The sequence below is a fragment of the Flavobacterium praedii genome (genome assembly GCF_026810365.1).
Taxonomy (GTDB): Bacteria; Bacteroidota; Bacteroidia; order Flavobacteriales; family Flavobacteriaceae; genus Flavobacterium; species Flavobacterium praedii.
Genome location: NZ_CP113948.1, coordinates 636528 through 657080, shown reverse-complemented (window position 1 = coordinate 657080; position 20553 = coordinate 636528). Strand labels below are relative to the sequence as shown.

General features: G+C 31.3%; 22 protein-coding genes and 1 pseudogene. 18 read left to right on the top strand and 5 right to left on the bottom strand.

The genetic code is table 11. The features are described 5' to 3' along the window. Positions 1 to 5 precede the first annotated feature (5 nt). The 4 genes from OYT91_RS02830 (at position 6) to OYT91_RS02815 (ending at position 3691) form a co-directional block, all read left to right on the top strand. Positions 6 to 1106, top strand: a complete 1101-nt coding sequence (locus OYT91_RS02830; RefSeq protein WP_281239425.1) for a BT_3928 family protein — start codon at positions 6 to 8, stop codon at positions 1104 to 1106. 231 nt (positions 1107 to 1337) lie between these two features. After that, on the top strand, positions 1338 to 1832 hold the full coding sequence (locus OYT91_RS02825; RefSeq protein ID WP_281239424.1) for a TlpA family protein disulfide reductase: 495 nt from the start codon (positions 1338 to 1340) through the stop codon (positions 1830 to 1832). Between the two features lie 85 nt (positions 1833 to 1917). Then, positions 1918 to 2670, top strand: a complete 753-nt coding sequence (gene tpiA, locus OYT91_RS02820) for a triose-phosphate isomerase (protein ID WP_269223128.1) — start codon at positions 1918 to 1920, stop codon at positions 2668 to 2670. Positions 2671 to 2893: 223 nt separating this feature from the next. Continuing rightward, positions 2894 to 3691: a hypothetical protein gene (locus OYT91_RS02815; protein WP_281239423.1), complete on the top strand. Its 798-nt coding sequence runs from the start codon at positions 2894 to 2896 to the stop codon at positions 3689 to 3691. Positions 3692 to 3762: 71 nt separating this feature from the next. Here OYT91_RS02815 and OYT91_RS02810 read toward each other — a convergent pair whose 3' ends face one another. Continuing rightward, positions 3763 to 5430, bottom strand: coding sequence for a tetratricopeptide repeat protein (locus OYT91_RS02810; protein WP_281239422.1), 1668 nt, complete (start codon positions 5428 to 5430; stop codon positions 3763 to 3765). A 467-nt stretch (positions 5431 to 5897) separates the two neighbouring features. Between OYT91_RS02810 and prmA the strand changes: the two genes are divergently transcribed. The 4 genes from prmA (at position 5898) to OYT91_RS02790 (ending at position 9325) form a co-directional block, all read left to right on the top strand. Further along, positions 5898 to 6731 carry a 50S ribosomal protein L11 methyltransferase gene (prmA, locus tag OYT91_RS02805; protein ID WP_281239421.1) on the top strand — a complete coding sequence of 278 codons (834 nt, stop codon included), beginning with the start codon at positions 5898 to 5900 and terminating at the stop codon, positions 6729 to 6731. A 42-nt stretch (positions 6732 to 6773) separates the two neighbouring features. Then, positions 6774 to 7049 carry an ATP-dependent Clp protease adaptor ClpS gene (locus OYT91_RS02800; protein ID WP_269223132.1) on the top strand — a complete coding sequence of 92 codons (276 nt, stop codon included), beginning with the start codon at positions 6774 to 6776 and terminating at the stop codon, positions 7047 to 7049. Between the two features lie 243 nt (positions 7050 to 7292). Further along, the gene (locus OYT91_RS02795) at positions 7293 to 8543 is read left to right on the top strand and encodes a sterol desaturase family protein (RefSeq protein ID WP_281239420.1); all 1251 of its coding nucleotides are present in this window, start codon (positions 7293 to 7295) and stop codon (positions 8541 to 8543) included. A gap of 107 nt (positions 8544 to 8650) precedes the next feature. After that, positions 8651 to 9325: a lysoplasmalogenase gene (locus OYT91_RS02790; RefSeq protein WP_281239419.1), complete on the top strand. Its 675-nt coding sequence runs from the start codon at positions 8651 to 8653 to the stop codon at positions 9323 to 9325. Positions 9326 to 9735: 410 nt separating this feature from the next. Here the strand turns inward: OYT91_RS02790 and OYT91_RS02785 are convergent, their stop codons facing one another. Together OYT91_RS02785 and OYT91_RS02780 are read right to left on the bottom strand one after the other, a co-directional pair. Next, positions 9736 to 10149, bottom strand: coding sequence for a DUF6691 family protein (locus tag OYT91_RS02785; RefSeq protein ID WP_281239418.1), 414 nt, complete (start codon positions 10147 to 10149; stop codon positions 9736 to 9738). A gap of 3 nt (positions 10150 to 10152) precedes the next feature. Continuing rightward, entirely contained in the window at positions 10153 to 10710 is a 558-nt protein-coding gene (locus OYT91_RS02780) for a YeeE/YedE family protein (RefSeq protein WP_281239417.1), read from the bottom strand. A gap of 167 nt (positions 10711 to 10877) precedes the next feature. Here OYT91_RS02780 and OYT91_RS02775 point away from each other — a divergent pair, with 167 nt between their 5' ends. The 3 genes from OYT91_RS02775 (at position 10878) to OYT91_RS02765 (ending at position 13277) form a co-directional block, all read left to right on the top strand. After that, positions 10878 to 11333, top strand: a complete 456-nt coding sequence (locus tag OYT91_RS02775) for a 2-dehydro-3-deoxyphosphooctonate aldolase (RefSeq protein WP_281239416.1) — start codon at positions 10878 to 10880, stop codon at positions 11331 to 11333. Between the two features lie 254 nt (positions 11334 to 11587). Further along, a complete protein-coding gene (gene kdsA / locus OYT91_RS02770) occupies positions 11588 to 12406 on the top strand; it encodes a 3-deoxy-8-phosphooctulonate synthase (protein WP_281239415.1) in 819 nt (272 codons plus the stop codon). Positions 12407 to 12416: 10 nt separating this feature from the next. Continuing rightward, a complete protein-coding gene (locus OYT91_RS02765) occupies positions 12417 to 13277 on the top strand; it encodes a hypothetical protein (RefSeq protein ID WP_281239414.1) in 861 nt (286 codons plus the stop codon). Between the two features lie 187 nt (positions 13278 to 13464). On the opposite strand, the gene OYT91_RS02760 is transcribed toward OYT91_RS02765, so the two are convergent. Next, on the bottom strand, positions 13465 to 13815 hold the full coding sequence (locus tag OYT91_RS02760) for a DUF1801 domain-containing protein (protein ID WP_281239413.1): 351 nt from the start codon (positions 13813 to 13815) through the stop codon (positions 13465 to 13467). 547 nt (positions 13816 to 14362) lie between these two features. On the opposite strand from OYT91_RS02760, the gene OYT91_RS02755 reads away from it, so the two are divergent. The 5 genes and pseudogenes from OYT91_RS02755 to OYT91_RS02735 all read left to right on the top strand — a co-directional run bounded on the left by OYT91_RS02755 (position 14363) and on the right by OYT91_RS02735 (position 17109). Next, positions 14363 to 15034 (top strand): YiiX family permuted papain-like enzyme, encoded by a 672-nt coding sequence (locus OYT91_RS02755; protein WP_281239412.1) that lies wholly within the window; start codon positions 14363 to 14365, stop codon positions 15032 to 15034. A 3-nt stretch (positions 15035 to 15037) separates the two neighbouring features. Then, on the top strand, positions 15038 to 15334 hold the full coding sequence (locus tag OYT91_RS02750) for a winged helix-turn-helix domain-containing protein (RefSeq protein WP_269223137.1): 297 nt from the start codon (positions 15038 to 15040) through the stop codon (positions 15332 to 15334). A 75-nt stretch (positions 15335 to 15409) separates the two neighbouring features. Beyond that, positions 15410 to 15669: pseudogene (locus tag OYT91_RS02745) on the top strand (inner membrane CreD family protein); the annotation flags it as partial. A 716-nt stretch (positions 15670 to 16385) separates the two neighbouring features. Continuing rightward, positions 16386 to 16571 carry a hypothetical protein gene (locus OYT91_RS02740; RefSeq protein WP_281239411.1) on the top strand — a complete coding sequence of 62 codons (186 nt, stop codon included), beginning with the start codon at positions 16386 to 16388 and terminating at the stop codon, positions 16569 to 16571. Then, on the top strand, positions 16561 to 17109 hold the full coding sequence (locus OYT91_RS02735; protein WP_281239410.1) for a DUF8465 domain-containing protein: 549 nt from the start codon (positions 16561 to 16563) through the stop codon (positions 17107 to 17109). Before OYT91_RS02740 ends, OYT91_RS02735 begins: the two co-directional genes overlap by 11 nt. Positions 17110 to 17205: 96 nt before the next feature. Here the strand turns inward: OYT91_RS02735 and OYT91_RS02730 are convergent, their stop codons facing one another. Next, positions 17206 to 18162, bottom strand: a complete 957-nt coding sequence (locus OYT91_RS02730) for a hypothetical protein (protein WP_281239409.1) — start codon at positions 18160 to 18162, stop codon at positions 17206 to 17208. A gap of 301 nt (positions 18163 to 18463) precedes the next feature. Between OYT91_RS02730 and OYT91_RS02725 the strand changes: the two genes are divergently transcribed. Together OYT91_RS02725 and OYT91_RS02720 are read left to right on the top strand one after the other, a co-directional pair. Then, complete coding sequence (locus OYT91_RS02725) at positions 18464 to 19387, top strand: EamA family transporter (protein WP_281239408.1); 924 nt, start codon at positions 18464 to 18466, stop codon at positions 19385 to 19387. A gap of 5 nt (positions 19388 to 19392) precedes the next feature. Further along, positions 19393 to 20514 carry a cysteine desulfurase family protein gene (locus OYT91_RS02720; RefSeq protein WP_281239407.1) on the top strand — a complete coding sequence of 374 codons (1122 nt, stop codon included), beginning with the start codon at positions 19393 to 19395 and terminating at the stop codon, positions 20512 to 20514. The last annotated feature ends 39 nt before the right edge of the window (positions 20515 to 20553 follow it).

Here is a 20553-nt window from a genome sequence, read left to right as displayed (position 1 = left end):
AAAAAATGAAAAATATTATCACCCAATTCTCTAGAATCTTTGTTGGAATTCTATTTATAATCTCCGGATTAATTAAACTGAATGATCCAGTAGGATTCTCCTATAAACTAGCCGAATATTTTAGTGAGCCTGTTTTAAACATGCCTTTTTTCATCCCTTTTTCATTAGCAATTGCATTAATTGTAGTAATTCTAGAGGTAATTTTGGGCGTCATGTTACTCATTGGTTTTAAATCAAAATGGACCATTTGGTTGTTATTGCTCATCATTATTATGTTCTCGTTCTTAACCTTCTATTCTGCTTATTTTGACGTGGTAAAAGATTGTGGCTGTTTTGGAGATGCTTTACACCTTACACCTTGGCAATCGTTTACAAAAGATATCGTTTTGTTTTTCTTTATAATGATCCTGTTTATTAACATGAAGTTAATTCATCCATTATTTAGTAACAAAATCCAAAATAGCTTAGCATTAACATCTTTATTTCTCTGTTGTTTTATGGGATATTGGGTAGTCAATCATTTGCCTCTAAAAGATTTTAGAGCATACAAAGTGGGTAATAATATTCAAAAAGGAATGGAAATCCCAGAAGATGCACCAAAATCAGTTGTGGAAATGATTTTTATCTACAAAGTAAATGGCGTAGATAAAGAATTTACTGAAAAAGACTTAGCTAATATACCTGAAGGAGCCACTTTTGTTGACCGTAAAGATAAAGTTATAACAGAAGGCTATGTGCCTCCAATTCATGACTTTGTTATGGAAAAAGATGGATCCGACTATAAAGACGAACTTTTACAAGAACCAAAATTATTGATGATTGTTGCCTATAATTTGGCTGAAGCCAATGAAAAAGGACTAGCCAAAATGGAACAAATCAACAAAAAAGCTTTCGCAAAAGGATATAAAGTTATCGGAATGACGGCATCTACCCCGGATGAAATTGCAGCTATCAGAAAACAATATGGCATCAATTTTGATTTCTATTTCTGTGATGCTATTCCTTTAAAAACGATTGAAAGAGCCAATCCAAGCTTTGTGATACTTGAAAAAGGGACAGTAAAACAAAAAGTACATTACAACGATACAGAAGATTTGATTTTCTAATTTTTTCAACAATTACATAAAAAGCCTTGCAATATTAATAATTGCAAGGCTTTTTAATTTTTATTAATCTGAATTGGTTTTTATTCTAAAGTATTGTGTGTAGTTATTTTTGAAACATATTATTAACTATAACGATATTGTAATAAAATTTGATAATTTTCACAATAATATTCTAAAAATCTATTTATCTATTTGCTTTTCTTTAACTAACTTTGTGAAAACTTATTTTTAATGAAAAATTTAGCTTTATTACTTATTGCTTTTGCAACATTTTCATGTTCACAAGCTCAAAAAACAGAATTCTCTAAAAATGCACTTTCTGAAACACTCTTGACTATAGATGGAAATCAGATTAAATTTGGAGATATTATAAAAAATCAACAAGGCAAAACAACTGTAATCGAGGTTTGGGCTTCATGGTGTGGCGATTGTGTCAAAGCAATGCCAAAACTAAAAGAACTACAAGCCAATAATCCTGAAGTATCTTATGTGTTTATATCTATGGATAAAACAGCGGATAAATGGAAAGAAGGTATTGAAAAACACCAACTCAATGGGGTACATTTTATGGCTAACGATGGCATGAAAGGCGTATTTGGAAAAGCCATTGATTTAGATTGGATTCCAAGATATATTATCATAGACAAAACTGGAAAAATCATACTTTATCGCGCTATTGAAACCGACTTCGATCAAATTAGCGCTACACTAAAACAATTGAAATAACAAATAATTTCAATATCAATCTAATCTGAAATTGGTTATTGAATTTTAAAAACATAACTTTTATACAAATATAAATACTACAAAAATGAGAAAGAAGATTGTTGCAGGAAACTGGAAAATGCATAAAAATGCAGCACAAACTAAAGAATTATTAAATGAATTATTGACTCAAATTCCTGCTGAAACTAAAGCACAAGTAATTGTGGCTCCAACTTTTGTAAACTTGGCATCTGCAGTAGATAATTTGACTCACTCAAACATAGCAGTTGCAGCGCAGAATTTACACCAAGCAGAAAGTGGTGCTTTTACTGGCGAAATATCAGCAGATATGATTAAAAGTGTTGGCGTAAATACAGTGATTTTAGGTCACTCAGAGCGCAGAGCTATTTTTCATGAAACGGATGCAATCATTGCAAGCAAAGTAAATACAGCTTTGAAACATGATATGACTGTTATTTTCTGTTTTGGAGAAGAATTAAAAGACCGTCAATCTGGTAATCATTTCAATATTGTAGAGAATCAATTGAAAGATGGTTTATTCCACATTGAAGCAAAAGATTGGGAAAAAGTGGTATTGGCTTATGAGCCAGTTTGGGCTATTGGAACTGGAGAAACTGCTTCCCCGGAACAAGCACAAGATATGCATGAATTTATTAGAGAAACAGTTCGCAAAGCATTCGGAAGCGATGTAGCCGAAGATGTTTCAATCCTTTACGGAGGAAGTGTAAAACCAGACAATGCAAAAGAAATCTTCTCTAAACCAGATGTAGATGGTGGTCTTATTGGTGGTGCAGCTCTAAATGCAAAAGATTTCATTACAATTGTAACAGCTATCTAAAATAAAATAAGTGAACTTCAAGATATTTGTTGTTGACCTACTATTTTTAAAATTACTAAACCTGTTCTAAAATGGAACAGGTTTTTTTTATCATCATTTTTCGCTTTTCATTTTATAAATCTCAAATCAATTCCTAAACATGGGAAACAATATGTTTGAAATTTCGAGATAAATCTACGAAATTTGCGATCCTTAAATCATTTTAATAATCACAAGAAACAGAATGGAAATCCCTAAAACAATTAAAAAAAAGTCTAATAAAATTTGGCAAAAATGGTCTATCGCATTCCGTATTATCCCTGTAATTCTTTTTGTGGCATTACTAAAATTTTTATCCCATCATTTTGAGTTAGAAGTTCTTGAACTTAATGCCCTTTTCACCAGTTTAATTGCTGGAACCATCTTCTTGATTGGTTTTCTTATTAGTGGAGTCCTCTCTGATTACAAGGAAAGTGAAAAACTGCCAAGTGAACTTTCGGCTTCCATAAGATCAATTTACGATGACTGCTATACTATTTACAAAGGCAAAAAATCTCAAAATGCTTTGCAGTACATATCCTTTCAAAAAACATTTACCACTTCTTTGATGGAATGGTTTTACAAAAGAGAAACCACGGAGTCCATTCTGGAAAAAATAAGCCAAATGAATGATTTTATTATCGAATTAGACAATGAAGGAATTCAACCAGGTTATCTCATTAAAATAAAAAACGAGCAAAACAATATCCGTAAAATGATCATGAGAATTGACACCATTAGAGAAACTAATTTTATTGGTTCTGCTTATGCGATACTTGAAGCCATGGGAACATTAATTGCTATGTCCCTTATCATAATCAAAATCGAGCCTTTTTATGTGGCTTTGTTTTTTACTTTGCTCGTAACCTTTTTAATTTCGTATATGTTTTTGTTAATCAAAGACCTTGATAACCCATTTGATTATGCTGAAAACGGTGAAAGTGGCACAGAGATTTCTTTGAAACCCATTCACAACCTTATCAAAGCATTTCAAAAACTATAATCTCGTATAAAACAAAAAAACCAATAGTAAAAAATACTATTGGTTTTTTAATAATCAATTCTTATCAAAATTTATTTCAATAATTTCAATTGGTCCAAAGCATATTGATTAGCTGGATCTATCGCTAGAGTTTTAGTAAAATTATCTTTTGCTTTTACTTTATCAGTAGCCGAATAAATAACACCTAAGTTATTATAAGCTTCCATTAATTTTGATTTCATTCCTTTGGTAGCCAACTCAGTTGCCTCTTTTTTATTGGCAGCAGTAACAAAATCTTCGTAATTTTTAGTTACTAAAATATCGTTTTTAAGCAAAACTTGAATTCTAGCTTTAAAAAGATAAGCGTCTTGAGTTGATGGTGAAGCCGCTATAACCACATCCAAAGCTAAATCAGCCTTTTTCAATAACTCAATCTGTTGTGGACTTAAATTTTCGATACCATTACAAGACCAATATACGGATGAAGCAAAATAGAAATTGTCCATCAAATAGGATTTTGTTTCTGGATTACCTATTGCTATTTCATATATTGCGGCAGCTTGTGCGTATAATTTTTTATCAAAAACTTTTTTAGCCAGTTCCGGAAGTTCTCCAGCAATTCCATTACTCATTTCAAATGATTTTTTAAAATCTAAAATGGCATCATCTATTGCAACGTTATCAATTGGAGTAGCTGCTAATGCTTTACTCAATTTTGCTGCACCTAAATAGTAATAATCTCTTGCAATGGTTCTATTGGCAGGATTTGAAACAAAAGAATTCAATGAAGATATTGTGGTATCAAAATTGTTGTTGTAATATGCTGAATATCCTAAATAACGGTAAATTCTAGGATTTACTTTATCCAACTTACTCATTTCATTAGCTTCAACTTCAAGTGCTTTGTAATCTTTGGCTAAGATTAAAAAATCGGCATGACGCATACGAGATTCCAATGAATAATCGGTTAAGCTCATATACTTTTCATAAAAGGCTATACCTTTAGAAATGTGTTCATCGTATTTTCTAGCATCATTCATAGCCCATAAATATTGGGTTTCTGCAAGTTCTCTATATACAGGACCATAGTTAGGATTTAATGCTATCACTTCATCAAAGGAAGTTACAGCCACTGGAAAATTATGAGCATTTTTAATCAATGTACCCAATCCCATTTTGGCTCTAAGCAAAGTATTATCTAATCGAAATGCTTCTCGATAACAATCATAGGCATCATTTTGTTTTTTATTAAATTTATAAGCATCACCTAATGCTAATAAAACAGTTGTATTTGCTGGATCAATAAGTCTTGATGCACTCAAAATCTCCACTGCTTTTTTGTAATTAGGATGCTCCGAATACGTATAAGCCTTACCAATAAAGACCGATTCCTCAAGATCTTTTTTACCAATATTTTGAGTTGCTGATGCAAAATTTTTCTCTGCTTCGGCAATATCTCCTTTATCAAGAGCAATATATCCCAAACCGATGTAATTAAAATTTCCTTTGGAAGAACAGGCAACCCCAACATCAAAATGTTTTTTGGCTTCGCTATATTCCCCTTTTAACAAACAAACATTTCCCAAAAGAAATTTAGCATATCCATCTGTTGGCTTGGCTGTTGTAAGGGTTTCTAAAATATTTTTTGCTTTTTCATATTGTTCGGCATCGATAGCAATTTTTGCTTGTTTTATATCCTGCGCTTGCCCCAAAAAAACAGAAAACAGTGTTGCGACGGTATAAATTAAAACTTTTTTCATGGTAGATTTATTAATTTAGAATATTAAAATGTAGTTGTAGCAATGTAAAATTATACAACTTTACAAATATAAATATTATAAAATAAAAACAGCAAGTTTTATCAATTAATTATCTATAATTCAGGTAGTTATATTTTCAAAAACATGATAAAAATCATTTTTTATATCCTTGAAAAAGGTATAACTACAGCATAAAAAAAAGAATAAAAATTTTAAAAAAAACTATTTTTTATACCCAAAAAAATACTAGCTATTCATTTCCAATAGGTTAATTAACACATTGAATTTATAAAATGATATAATAAAAAAAATAGTGATATCTATATTTAGACAAAAAACTCCTTTTGCTACTTTTTTTAAAAAGTTAAAAAATAGAAAAAATTCAGTGTTAAAAACAAAACGTCAAAAAAAATATAAAATTTAAAAAAGGATTACATGCTATTGTTACCTTTGCAAAAAAATTAAACATGTCAAACATTTACATCGGATATCATTTTAACATTGAACCAAAAGAGCTTGGATCAGAAATATTAATAGCTGAATTGGGAGAAAAAGCCTTTGAAAGTTTTACTGAAACGGAAACAGGTATCTCTGCATTTGTACAAAAAGATCTTTGGGACGAATCTATATTAGAAGATATTCAGATATTACACTCCGAAGAATTCAAAATCAACTATACTTTTGAAGAAATCGAACAAGTGAACTGGAATGAGGAATGGGAAAAGAATTTTGAACCCATTGATGTAGAAGGAAACTGTCATGTACGTGCCCCATTTCACCCAAAAACAAATGCAGAATTTGACATTGTAATTGAACCAAAAATGAGTTTTGGTACTGGACATCATGAAACTACTCACATGATGATTCAACACTTATTAGAAATTGATGTTACCGGTTTAAAAACCTTAGATATGGGTTGCGGAACAGCTATTCTTGCTATTCTTGCCGAAATGAAAGGAGCACAACCTATCGATGCCATTGATATTGACAATTGGTGTTATTTGAATTCTATTGAAAATGCCGAACGCAACAATTGCAAACATATAACTGTTTATGAAGGTGATGCAGCATTATTAAAAGGTAAGAAATACGATTTAATTATTGCTAACATCAATAGAAACATTTTATTAAATGATATGCAAAGTTATGTAGATAGTTTAAATACTGGTGGAACCATCTTATTTAGCGGTTTTTACGAAGAAGATATCCCATTTATAGATGCTTCGTGCACGGAAAAAGGACTAAAATATGTTAAAAAATTCAACAGAAACAACTGGGTATCATTAAAATACGTAAATTAGTGTTAGTTTTTTAAAATCAATAAAGTACAAAAACCTAAAAGCATGAGTACCATAGAGAAAGTAAAAGAAAGAGTTAAAGAAAAGGAAGTTAATACTATAAACAATGAAATTATAGTATACAATGATGATGTAAACACTTTTGATCATGTTATTGACACCTTAATCAGAGTTTGCGATCATACTCCAATTCAGGCAGAGCAATGCTCATTGATCATCCATTACAATGGAAAATGCACCGTTAAAACAGGTGAATTTGATAAATTAAAAATTCAATGCACTAGATTATTAGAAGCAGGTTTGAATGCCGAATTAATCTAAGTTACAATACCATTTCCAAAAATGTGTTTTCCGTAAACCTATTTGAGTAAGTACAACCTCGAATAGGTTTTTTTATGCTTTAAAAACTTCAATAAAGAATACAAAAATACGACCATCTGTTTTAGAAGTATTCTGACAACCAAAAAACAACTAATAATAAATACACAAAATATTTCATAATTTAATACCAATAAAACATAATTACCGACATTTATTCTATATTTGAAAAAAAATACCCTTAAAATGGAAGAATACGGTAAAATTTTAGTTTTTGTGATGCCTGTTTTTTTGATACTAATAGTAATTGAAAAAATGTATGGTTTTTATAAAGGAGAAGATACTTCTCCCAATATGGATTCAGTTTCAAGCATTAGCTCTGGAATGATTAATTCCGTAAAAGATGTTTTAGGCTTAAGCATTACCTTAATTACTTATGATTGGATTGAAACTAAACTTGCCATTATTCATTTGGAAGCGAATGTTTGGGCATATATAATCGGATTTATTGTAATTGATTTTTATGGATATTGGAGCCATCGTTTGTCTCATCAAATCAATTTTTTATGGAACAAACATGCAATTCACCACAGCAGCGAAGAATTTAATTTAGCTTGTGCTTTACGACAACCCGTTTCAAGTTTTGTCAATCTATTCACTTTTTTATTGATTCCTGCAGCGCTTTTAGGTGTGCCACCAAAAGTGATTGCCATAACACTTCCCATCCATTTATTTTTACAGTTTTGGTACCACACCAAACATATCAAAAAAATGGGATTTCTAGAAAATATATTGGTAACGCCTTCTCATCATAGGGTTCATCATGCCATAAACCCAATTTATATGGACAAAAATCACTCTCAAATATTTATAATTTGGGACAAACTTTTTGGCACTTTTCAAGAAGAATTAGAAAGTGTTCCACCAGTTTTTGGAATAACAAGACCAGCACTAACCTGGAACCCCATACGAATTAATTTTCAACATCTTTGGTTAATGATCACCGATGCTTGGCGTACAGATAAATGGAATGACAAACTCACTATTTGGTTTAAACCGACTGGATGGAGACCAAAAGATTTTGAAGAGAAATATCCCGTTAACAAAATCACGGATGTATATGCCTTTGAAAAGTACGGAACACAACATTCAAACCAATTAATGTATTGGTCTATATTTCAAGCCATAATCACTTTATTGTTCATTACCTATATGTATAACTCAATAGCTATCATTGGGTTACCAAACGTATTTGTTTATGGAGCTTTTATATTCTTAACAGTTTATAGTTACACCGAATTGATGGATACCCGAAAAACTTCGCTCTTCTGGGAGGCAATACGATTTCTATTTGGAATAGGTATAATTGCTTACTTAGGCGATTGGTTCCATCTGAACTTAGTATTCCCCTTTGCCTCTTATATTATTATTGGTTATCTCATTTTATCTTTATTAGTGACAATTTATTTTGTAAACACCAATTTTGAAAGAAACTAAAACACATCAATAGCATAAAATTTAATTAAATCGCCATAATTTCAATTGTCGATAACACCAAAAAGATCTAGCGATATGAAATTCTATAAAAAAATTATAACCCAAAAATGAAAAACCAAAACCTACTCAAAACCTATATTATTTTCACACTACTGTATTTAATTATTCTATATTTCGATTTAGAAGGATTCGATTGGTATATGAAACCTTTATTACTTCCTATATTAATGGCAACAGTCGCAGTTTCTAGCAGTTTCCCCACAAAGAAATTCTTATTGACCGCTTTAACTTTTTCTTGGATAGGCGATATCATTTTATTATTTGCCGACAAAGGAGAACTCTATTTCATCTTTGGTTTAGTGGCTTTCCTACTATCTCACTTGGTGTATATTATCCTTTTCAGCAAACAACAAAACACGAGAACCATTGATAATAAAATCATATTTTGGATTGGTGTTCTAGCCATATTAACCTATTTTGTGTTCATGATTAACACTTTATTTCCTAAACTAGGCCCACTAAAAATCCCAGTTTTAGTTTATGCCATTGTGATTACCACTATGCTCTTCTTTGCATTCAAAGGCAATTTAAAATGGGCGATTCCTGCAAACAATTACATTTTAATAGGGGCAATAGTATTTGTAAGTTCGGATAGTATTTTGGCTTTCAACAAATTTTATGCACCAATAGCACACGCTTCATTTTACATTATGGCAACCTATTGTCTGGCGCAATACTTAATTGTGAAAGGGATTTTAAAATTGAACAATAATAACATTTAGGGCGTGCCACCATTACAGAAAGAGGCCTACTTTAGACACCGCTTATTCGGCCTCTTACCGTAATGCTGTCGGGCTCTCCATGCTACTTCGGTAGCTTATTTCTATCCCTCACGCAATACAACATATTCATCCAAAAAAAAGCATTTTCCGATTTAGAAAATGCTTTTTTTGGTACTACCACGAATTGAGTGGGTTTTGTAATTATTTTTAAAAAAAAGTTAGCCACGAATTACACTAATGTACACGAAGAATAGTGCGTTTTAATTTCACAAATCTAAGTGGAACCTTAAAATTCATGTAATTCAAATTTTAAGTTGATAGAATTTGTGATATTTCGTGTAATTCGTGGCAAAAAATTTTACCCACACAATTCGTGGTAGAACCCTTTTTTTATAGAAATTATTTGCTGATTAATGAGGCAATTTACTTTTCAAGACACCATAAATAACCGTCCCGATAAGCGCACCAATTAATACAATAACTACAGGCATAAACCCTGCTCCTATCAAAATAAAAATGGGTCCAGGACAAGAACCAACTAAAGCCCAACCCAATCCAAAAGAAATTCCTCCTATCAAATACCGAAGAAAACCTTTTTCTTTTTCTTGAATTTCAATAGGAAAACCATTAATATCATTGATTTTTTTTCTTTTTATAATTTGAATTCCAATGATTCCTGTTGCTACTGCAACACCAATAATTCCATACATATGAAACGATTGAAACTGAAACATTTCATAAATACGGTACCAAGAAACCGCTTCAGATTTGGTAAGAACGATTCCGAAAAGGAACCCAACTAGAAAATATTTTAATACATTCATAGATTAAAAAATTAGAGGTAATAAAAAATGAGCCATAATCAGTCCTCCAATAAAGAAACCGATAACTGCTTTCAAAGAAGGTAATTGCAAATTACTTAAACCAGAAATTGCGTGTCCAGAAGTACATCCTCCTGCATAACGAGTACCAAAACCAATCAAAATCCCTCCTATAAGTAGAATAAGAATACTTTTGGGCGAATGCCAAATTTGATCTCCAAAAATTGTACTGGGCATTAATTTTCCATTAGGAGCTTCGATTCCCATTTGCGCAAGTTGCATTATCGTTTTGGGATTAATAGCAACATTTGAAGGGTCACTCATAAAATGCACCGCTACAAAACCACCTGCCATGGCTCCCAATACCACCAAAAAATTCCATCGATTGGCTTTCCAATCAAAGTCAAAATACTCAAAACGTTTTCCTAATCCCGTCATCGAACACAGCGATTGAAGATTCGTTGACATGCCGAAATTTTTTCCAAAATAAATCAGAAAAAGCATCACCGCTCCAATTAAAAAACCCGAAACATACCAAGGCCATGTTTGAAAAATAATACTCATATAAATTTGTTTAGGCTACAAATATAAAATGATTTTGGATATTTCCTAAAACCTTTAGCTTTTTGGTAAAAAACCACAATGATTTCGATCGAACAATGATAATAAAGTAAAGTTATTTTTATATTTGTTCTACATATCACATCACTTTCAAATCTTAAACTTTCAAAATGAGAAAAACAGCTTTTTTTATACCGTTACTGCTTTTAATAATTTCATGTGGGAGTATAAAATCTTCTTTAAAAAACGTTGATAACAATGCACCAATACCCGTTGTAGGAAAAAATAATGCCTTCATAATTACGGAATACAGTAAAGACAAAAAATACGGTTATGATAAAGATTATCCTATCAATATTTATTATAGAGGCACCAGTAATGATACTATTAATCAAAAATATTTCCTGAATGCTTTAGCTGGGCCAAAAGGCGAAAAAATAACATACACCAAATTAGAAAACTGTTGTCCGTTCCCAACCAAATCAAGTGATATGGGTGCCGGTTTTTTGGATGTATATGAATTGAAATGGGAAGGTTTGAAAAAACCCATCTTATTGTATTTGAACATCTATGAAAGAGGCCAACTAATGGTACCCGTAGGTCTTAGTTTGAAGAAAATTAATTAAAAAACGTACAGCCCTAGCCCTGACAGAAGTGAAAACCCTTTTTTATTAAACACTATTTTTTCTTGAATATATAGAGCGACCAAAGGAAGCTCCTATAGATTCTTAGAAAAAAAGTGTAGGATAAAAAAGGTTGCAACGAATGGCAGGAAATAGCTCCTTATTGTAGCTGTTAATCATTCAAAAAAATAATTGTAAAATCTAATTTGGAAATTACAAAATCAGACTACCTTTGCACTTTCAAAAAAAAACAAAAGATGAACATACAAAATATTCCACAAATCAAACATACTGAGAGCGGTAACTTTTTTTTACTAGCTGGTCCGTGTGCTATTGAAGGTGAAGAAATGGCAATGCGAATTGCCGAAAAGCTAGTTGGCATCACAGATAAACTACAAATTCCTTTTGTATTCAAAGGATCCTTTAAGAAAGCAAATCGCTCTAGAATAGACAGTTTCTCTGGTATCGGAGATGAAAAAGCACTTAAAATATTAGAAAAAGTATCTAAAACTTTTGGAGTACCCACAGTGACTGATATCCATACCAATGAAGATGCGGCTATGGCTGCAGCTTATGTGGATGTGTTACAAATTCCTGCATTCCTAGTTCGTCAAACTGATTTAGTGGTAGCTGCTGCCAATACTGGAAAAGTGGTTAACTTAAAAAAAGGACAATTTATGAGTCCGGAAAGCATGAAACATGCTGTTCAAAAAGTTTTGGACTGTAACAACCAAAATGTAATGGTTACGGATCGTGGCACTATGTTTGGTTACCAAGACATGATTGTAGATTACCGTGGTATTCCAACAATGCAACAATATGCAACAACTGTTCTTGATGTTACGCATTCCTTACAACAACCAAACCAAACTGCTGGTGTAACCGGAGGAAGACCAGATATGATAGAAACTGTTGCCAAAGCGGGAATAGCAGTTGGTGTAGATGGAATTTTTATAGAAACTCATTTTGACCCAGCAAATGCTAAAAGTGATGGTGCCAATATGCTGCACTTGGATTATTTTGAACCATTAATGACCAAATTAGTAGCCATTAGAAAAACCATAAATCAATTTTAAAATAAATACATTGAAAACAAATATTTTACATTCTGCTTTTTTTGTTCTTTTTTTATCAATTAGTGCCTTTGCGCAAGATGATATCAAAATGCCAGAAAGATATACTGCTCACAACAAAGGAAAATTTACGGTTTCTTGGGGTGGTAATAGAGAAAAATATACCAAATCGGATATTACTTTCAAAGGAGATAATTATTTATTCACGGTTGAGGATGCTGTTGCTCATGACAAACCAAAAGGATGGCATATTGATTATATTACACCTGGGCAAATGACAATACCTCAAACCAATTTCAAATTGGGTTATTTTATTACGGATAAATATAGTATTTCTATAGGTGTAGATCACATGAAATATGTAATGACTCAAAACCAAACAGCAAATCTTTCAGGAGAAATTAATTATCCTGCCTCTCAACTCAGTTCACAATTTAATGGTATTTATAGCAACAGTCCAACTGTAATGACCGAGGATTTTTTGATGTTTGAACATACAGATGGTTTGAATTATGTATACTCGGAGTTTGCTAGGCAAGATGATATCTCAAATTTATTTGGAATTAAAAATACGGACAAATTTCAGATAAACATCAATGAAGGAATTGGACTAGGTCTTTTGTATCCAAAAACAAATACGACCCTTATGGGACAAGCCAGACATGATGCTTTTCATGTATCTGGGTTTGGAACTTCATTGAAAGCGGGAATCAATTTTGTTCTATTTAAATATTTCACAATTGAAGGAAATTTAAAGGGAGGATACATCAATATGCCTGATATTCGCACCACACAAAGCACATCGGATAGCGCTAAACAGCACTTTTTCTTTGTTGAAACTATTGTTGCCTTTGGAGGAATTATCAGAATATAAAAATGCGACAACAAAATCAATTAAAAATCTCCTTCGGGAGATTTTTTTTTATTTATGACTATAGTTACTAATACCAAAAATATTAATATTGAAAAGTATGCTTTGTGCCTCTGCAGCTTTGCGAGCCAAATATCGTGCAAAGGCACAGAGAAGCAAAAAACAGAAAGGCTAAGACTCAAAAAAACATTTAATCATATAATGTTGCAGATTCCTTTATCACATCAATCAGAATAGCATTGTCGATGTCCAGTAAACTAAAATATCGAAGAGACTTCACTGTATTTCGATTTTCATCCACAAGGAAATCCTGATTTCTTTTTAATTGAAAACCACGTGCAAAACCGGCATCAACAAAACCCTTTTTGTGATTAGGGGCCAGATAACAAAACCTCTTTTTTTTATAATAAAAATATGGAATTCCCCACTTGAATAACAACTCCAAATTGGGCACTTCTCGTTCAAAAACACTAATTAAATGCAATAACATTACTTTATATTTTTCGGGTTGGCGATGAATGTATTCGTCCGTTAGCTTCATTTAGTATATTATTTTACTTCAGTTTATTTGTCAAAAAAAATTAATCAGGATAGACTTTATATAAAAATAATAAAAAAATAGTGACAATTAAAAAATTAATATTTACTTTGACAATCAAAGTACTTTTGCTATACAAAATATACATTTACAAGGCATCAGTACCATTAAGAACATGACGAACAAGTCTTTACATTTTATATCTTTGTTTGGCATAGCTAAAATAATGACATAACGATTATAATTTTAGATCTTATAGTTACCAAATTATCGGGATATGCCTTAGCGTTTTGGACAATGAGATTTGGAGTTTATCCTATCCTTTATGGTAGTATGCTGTATTTTAAAAACAACCCAAATAAGATTACTGTTGATATATTTAAACAAAAAAATCAGAATTTAAAAGGAACAAAGCATGAAATCACCAAAATAGAAGCTGTCGCAAGTGAAAATCATCAAATACCAAAACAAAATAGTAACCGATGAAATAAAAACACCAATGAAGATCTAGTGATACCCTATTCCTATAAAGAACAAATATTATCTACATATGAAAAAAACAAAATACATTTTTGCTATTACTACCTTTCTAATGAGCTTTGGATGTGCTTTATTTATTGCCAATTCGATGTTTGGAAATATTCTCTTTGGCCCACGTGCCGTTAACATATTGGATAAAATACAAGAAGGCGATATGATTTTTCAAACGTCACAATCCAAACAATGTGAGGCAATTCAAATAGCTACTAATTCTAAATATTCACATTGTGGAATTATATTTATGGAGAATGGTCATAAATATGTTTTTGAAGCAGTACAACCTGTAAAATTTACACCGATTGAAACATGGATTGCCCACGGAAAAGAAAACCATTTTGTGGTGACTCGATTAAAAAATGCAACAACACTTTTGAATCCAAAAACGATTCAAAAAATGAAGACTTATGGCAATCAATTCAAAAATAAAAATTATGATTTGTATTTTGAATGGTCTAATGATAAAATATATTGCTCCGAATTGGTTTGGAAAATATACAAATACGGAGCAGGAATCGAATTGTGCCCGCTTCAAAAATTAAAAGATTTTAATTTAAAAGATCCAAAAGTTCAAATTCTATTAGCTGAAAGGTATGGAAAAAATATACCGATAAACGAGAGTGTTGTTTCTCCTTTTAACCTAGAAAATGCAAAAACAGTAACCACCATAATTCATAATTACTAAGATTTGAAAACTATTATTCAAAATTTAAACAAAGCATTTGACCACCGCATACGACTTGGAATCATGTCGGTTTTGATGGTCCATGAATCGGCTGACTTTAGTACATTGAAAGAATTGTTAGGGGTAACTGATGGCAATCTAGCCAGTCACACCAAATCTTTAGAATTAGAAAATTACATTACAATTGAAAAAAAATTCATTGAAAAAAAACCGAATACAAGTTACAGAGTAACCAAAGATGGTCGCAAAGCCTTTCAAGATCATAGTGCTGCACTTGAAAGATTAATTCATAAAGGATAATCTATTTTTTAGTTTTTAACTTTAAATTTCAAAGTACTTTACAAAAGTAAAAAACTAATGTAAATTAAAATTTAGATTACAGAACACATTAGTTTTATGAAAGCCTACTTTATTGCAGCATTGGCAATTATGATTTTGATTTCGCTCTATTCAGTTTCTATATTAAAAGGCGAAAACTACCGAAGTTTATCCCTGATTTTTTAACATAATTATACGCATTCATCTTTATAAAAATTCAATTAGAAAACTATGCTTTAATGGTGGGAAGCGTAGGTTTATTTGATATTCTTGCAGCTGTCATGTATTTCTACCGTAAAATTGATTGGAATAAATAAATCGAGTTTCTTACACAAACAAAAACATAAAAACTAGTCCACTAAAGCTTTATCGTACTTTTTTAAAACTCTAAATGCTTTAACATAGCGAGAAGAAAATGAAATATTTGATTTTAAAACAAAAACACACCTCCTATCCCTCTCGAGAGGGGAATTTGCGCACATTAACATTTAACCCTTAACTGTTTATTAAGTAAATAAGTCGATAACTAAAGATTGACCGCTTTTTCATGTAATTGATAAAAGAAACTACACCTAATATAAAAAAGAATTTCATTTTTGGTCATAAAAAAAACCTCATAAGAGTAAAATACTTAATGAGGTTTTTAAACTTCTAACGATTTTATTATTCCAACTCTTCATTTCTTCTAATAGAAAAAGAAACAAATAAAACTAGTATTAAAACCACTAACACAATACCTAACTCTACTAAAAAATTCATTTTAACTATCTTTTAATTTATACCTATCTGATTATTCAGAATATTCTTTTTTATTCAAAAATAATGAACAATAACTATGCCAAATAAATTACTAAAAGTTAAAAAAGAGTTATATTTCAATAAAAAAACAACCTATACTTTTTATAATCAGATTTCACTATTTCCTTTACTATCAATCCGATAATTATTATTTTCCGATTCAGCCTTTTGTTAAAGCCAATAATACCGTAAAAAGCCAAAAAGTTTAGTATTTTTGAAATCTGAAAAGAAAATAATGAAAAAAATTGTAATTCTAATACTGTTTTTGGCAATAGGTTTGGCATTTTATGAGCAGGCAAGTGCCGAAAAAAATATTTATGTAATGGTGATTGCCATTGTTGTATTCATGATGGGAATGATGCGATTGAGTAGCAAAACACCTAGTAAAAACGAAGATAAAGGAGAAAACGATGTTCAATAAAGGAGATAAAGTTTCGGTGCTGGATGAAGCGGTAGATGGGGTAGTTTTAAAGGTCAAAGACAATGTAATAACTGTTGAAACCGTTGATGGTTTTGTGATGAATTTTGCAGCCAACGAACTTATCAAAATAGCTGATTCCGGAAATTTGATGGATGGTATAAAAGGCATCAACATCAACGAAATCAAAAAAGAAAAAGAGATTCCGAAACCACGAAGTTTTGTAAAAGAGAAGAAAGACAAAAACGAATTACCAGTTCCAGAATTTGATTTACATATCGAAAAATTGGTTCCTAATAAACGCGGCATGTCAAATTATGACATCTTGACTTTGCAATCTGACACTGCCAAACGCCACATTGAATTTGCAATCCGTAATAGAATTCCAAAAATTGTTTTCATTCATGGAGTTGGTGAAGGGATATTGAAAGCAGAATTGGATTTTCTTTTTGGTCGATATGACAACATCATTTTTCAGGATGCGAATTATCAAAAATATGGTGCTGGTGCAACTGAAGTTTATTTCAAACAGAATAAATAAGTACTATCAATTCCATTTGTATAATTTTCAACTATTTTATCATAAAAAAAACGTCAATACAAAAGCATTGACGTTTTTTTTATATATTAAACTCTTTTACGGCACAAATGTTTGCAACTCACCAAACGAGTAACTGTCTCCCAGTTGAAAATTACTACCCGCTTTTTCGAGTGTTACATTTTTGAAAACAATAGTATGTACAAAACTTTTTGGTCCATTAGTTGTAGTAGTAACTTCAATTGTTCCTCCAGCTTTTCCGAGCCATGTTTGATTAATGGTTGGCAATAATGGCGTTGTTGTTGCACAAAAATATTCAGTTGGTACAAGTCCATTAAATAAACTATAGGTCAACTTATTATTGACAAGTCCAATTGTTCCAATTCTAGGAGAACCAATAGGAGTTACTTCATTGACTATTAAGGTTGGATCAATCGCTAATACTAATGATTCGCTCTCATTGAATTTGTAAACGTCATTTTTATCTGAACATATTTTTAATCCTGTACTTATAAAATTGAACGGTATTTTTGGATCTAATGCTTTATAATAATCTCCAAAAGCAAGCGTCTCATACAACTGAAATGTGCCATCTGATTTTATAAATTTTATATTCTTGAAAATAATATTGTGATTATAACCTGAAATTCGAGTACTATTGTTTTTTTCGTCAACTGTTTTAATAGTCGTAGTTGTAATTTGAATGGTTCCCTCTGAGGCAGTTAATTGTTTATTCACACTTGGGCTGGCTGGAGGTATCAAATCACATACATTACCTTCTGCAACATTTCCATTATAAAAATTATAGACTACTTTATTCTCCGAATTAATTTTTAGTTCCAATGGACTTCCAACAGGTGTCGGTGTAGTGGTAAAAACAGTAGTGGGTAAATTCAGAATCAAAGCTTCGTTTTCTTTGAGCTTAAATATAAGATTATTGTCTGTACAGCTTTTGGCGGTTACTGCTGTAAAATCAATTGTATCTACATTTAAATCTCCATCATCGCAGCCCGACAAAGCAATTACACAAAACCAAATCCCTAAAAATCGTTTCATTCTTTTATATTTTCAACAAAAATAGAATTTTTAATTTGTTTCCTAAACTTTACAAACAAAAAAAGGAAACATTTAACCCAGATTCCGCATTAGAAATCTACTATACCTAAATTTGTATTCAATACCAAGTCTATAATAATCCAGATTCATTAAGAAGTTTGATGCAAAATCCGAATTATGTCTTTTTTACTATGTTAAATTCTGAGTCTTAAGACGCTTTTAAATTGGAATCTTAACCACTTCATTTTGGAAACTGATTCACTATAGAAATCATTATCTTTGCATCGAATAAAATTATTACATGAAAAAATATTACTATTATCTTGCTGCTTTTTCAGCCTTTTTCATCTGGGGCTTTTTTAGTTTGGCACTAAAACCGATTTCAAATTACCCTTCATTGGACATCTTGTTTTATAGAGTATTTTTCAGTGCACTAACAATGACTGCAATAAACCTTACTTTTAGAAAAGCCAAAATTCGCAAAAACTGGGATGATTTTTGTTCCATGACTACCAAAAGAAAGCGTAGTATTATTGTGTTAACTTTGGTCGGAAGTATTATATTAGCTTCTAATTGGTTTATTTTCATCTATGTGGTCAATCATATCAGTGTAAAAGCAGGTTCTTTGGCTTACTTGATATGTCCTATTTTAACAACTGTTTTTGCATTCTTTTTACTAAATGAAAAATTAAGTAATTGGCAATGGCTAGCGGTTTCTATAAGTGTAGTTGCTTGTATTTTCTTGTCAATTAATCATTTTCAGGATATTTTCTATAGCTTGGTTGTGGCTTCTACTTATGCTTTGTATTTAGTCAGTCAACGCAAAAACAGTGAGATTGATAAGTTTTTGGTTTTGAACATACAACTGCTATTTATAGCTTTCTTAATAGTACCTTTTTACCCAAAATACAGTGGCACAATTCCAGTAGAACCTTTGTTTTATCTATGCCTATTTTGTATCGTACTCTTTTTTACTATAATACCTCTTTTTCTTAATTTGTATGCTTTAAAAGGACTCAACTCATCAACAGTGGGGATTCTAATGTATATTAATCCTATCATCAATTTTGGATTGGCTGTTTTTTATTTTAAAGAGCAAGTAACTTTAGTACAAATAGTTTCTTATTCCTTAATTTTGGTCTCCATTATTGTTTTTAACAAAAAAATATTTTTTAGCCAAAACAATAAACCTAATATAATTATTGAGGGTTCAAAATCTATTTAAATAAAATGAAAAAAGTATATCTCGATAATGCATCTACTACTCCACTTTATCCAGAAGTAATCGTAGAAATGACCAAAATATTGACCGAAGATTATGGAAATCCTTCCTCTACTCACAGTTTAGGTCGCAATGCCAAAAGTATCTTAGAACTTTCCAGAAAATCAATTGCCAAGCAATTAAACGCAACAGCTGCTGAAATCATTTTCACCTCTTGTGGTACTGAAGCCAACAATTGGATTCTTCGATCTGCTGTAAAAGATTTGAAAGTAGCACGTATTATTACCAGTAAAATAGAACATCACGCGGTTTTACATACTGCTATGGCATTACAAAATGAATACGGAATTCAGATAGATTTTGTAAATATAAAATCCGATGGTGAAGTAGATTTAACACATTTGGTTGAATTATTATCGGAAGAAAAAAAGACTTTGGTTTCCTTAATGCATGTTAACAATGAGACAGGAACTATTTTGGATTTGGGCAGAGTGAGCCAGATTTGCAAAGAACATGATGTACTATTTCATTCGGATACGGTACAATCTATTGGAAAAACAGAAATTAATTTGCAACAAACACCTATAGATTTTATAGTGGCGAGTGCACATAAATTTCATGGTCCAAAGGGAGTTGGTTTTGCTTTTGTTCGAAAAAATTCAGGATTGCAACCTTTGTTTTTTGGTGGTGAGCAAGAAAAAGGACAACGACCAGGAACCGAAGCCTTGCATCAAATTGCAGGAATGGCAAAAGCATTAGCGCTTTCCTATACCAATTTAGACCAAGACAGAAATTATATATCCGATTTAAAAACATACTTAAAGGAACGCTTAAAAGCTGATTTTCCAGATTCAAAATTTAATGGTGAAAACACTTTTTATAACATTGTCAATGTGACGTTACCCTTTACAGCCGATAAAACTTCGATGATCGTATTCAGTTTAGATATGAAAGGAATTGCTGTTTCAAGAGGCAGTGCCTGTCAATCTGGAAGTATTAGACCTTCACATGTTTTGGCTGAAATGCTCACCCAAGAAGATCTGAAAAAACCAAGTTTACGAATTTCATTAAGCCATTTTAACACCAAAGAAGATATTGATTTATTGATTGAAGGATTAAAAAGCATTTAAAAAGCAACTATTTCTGCTTTAATGGCTATAATTCGGCTT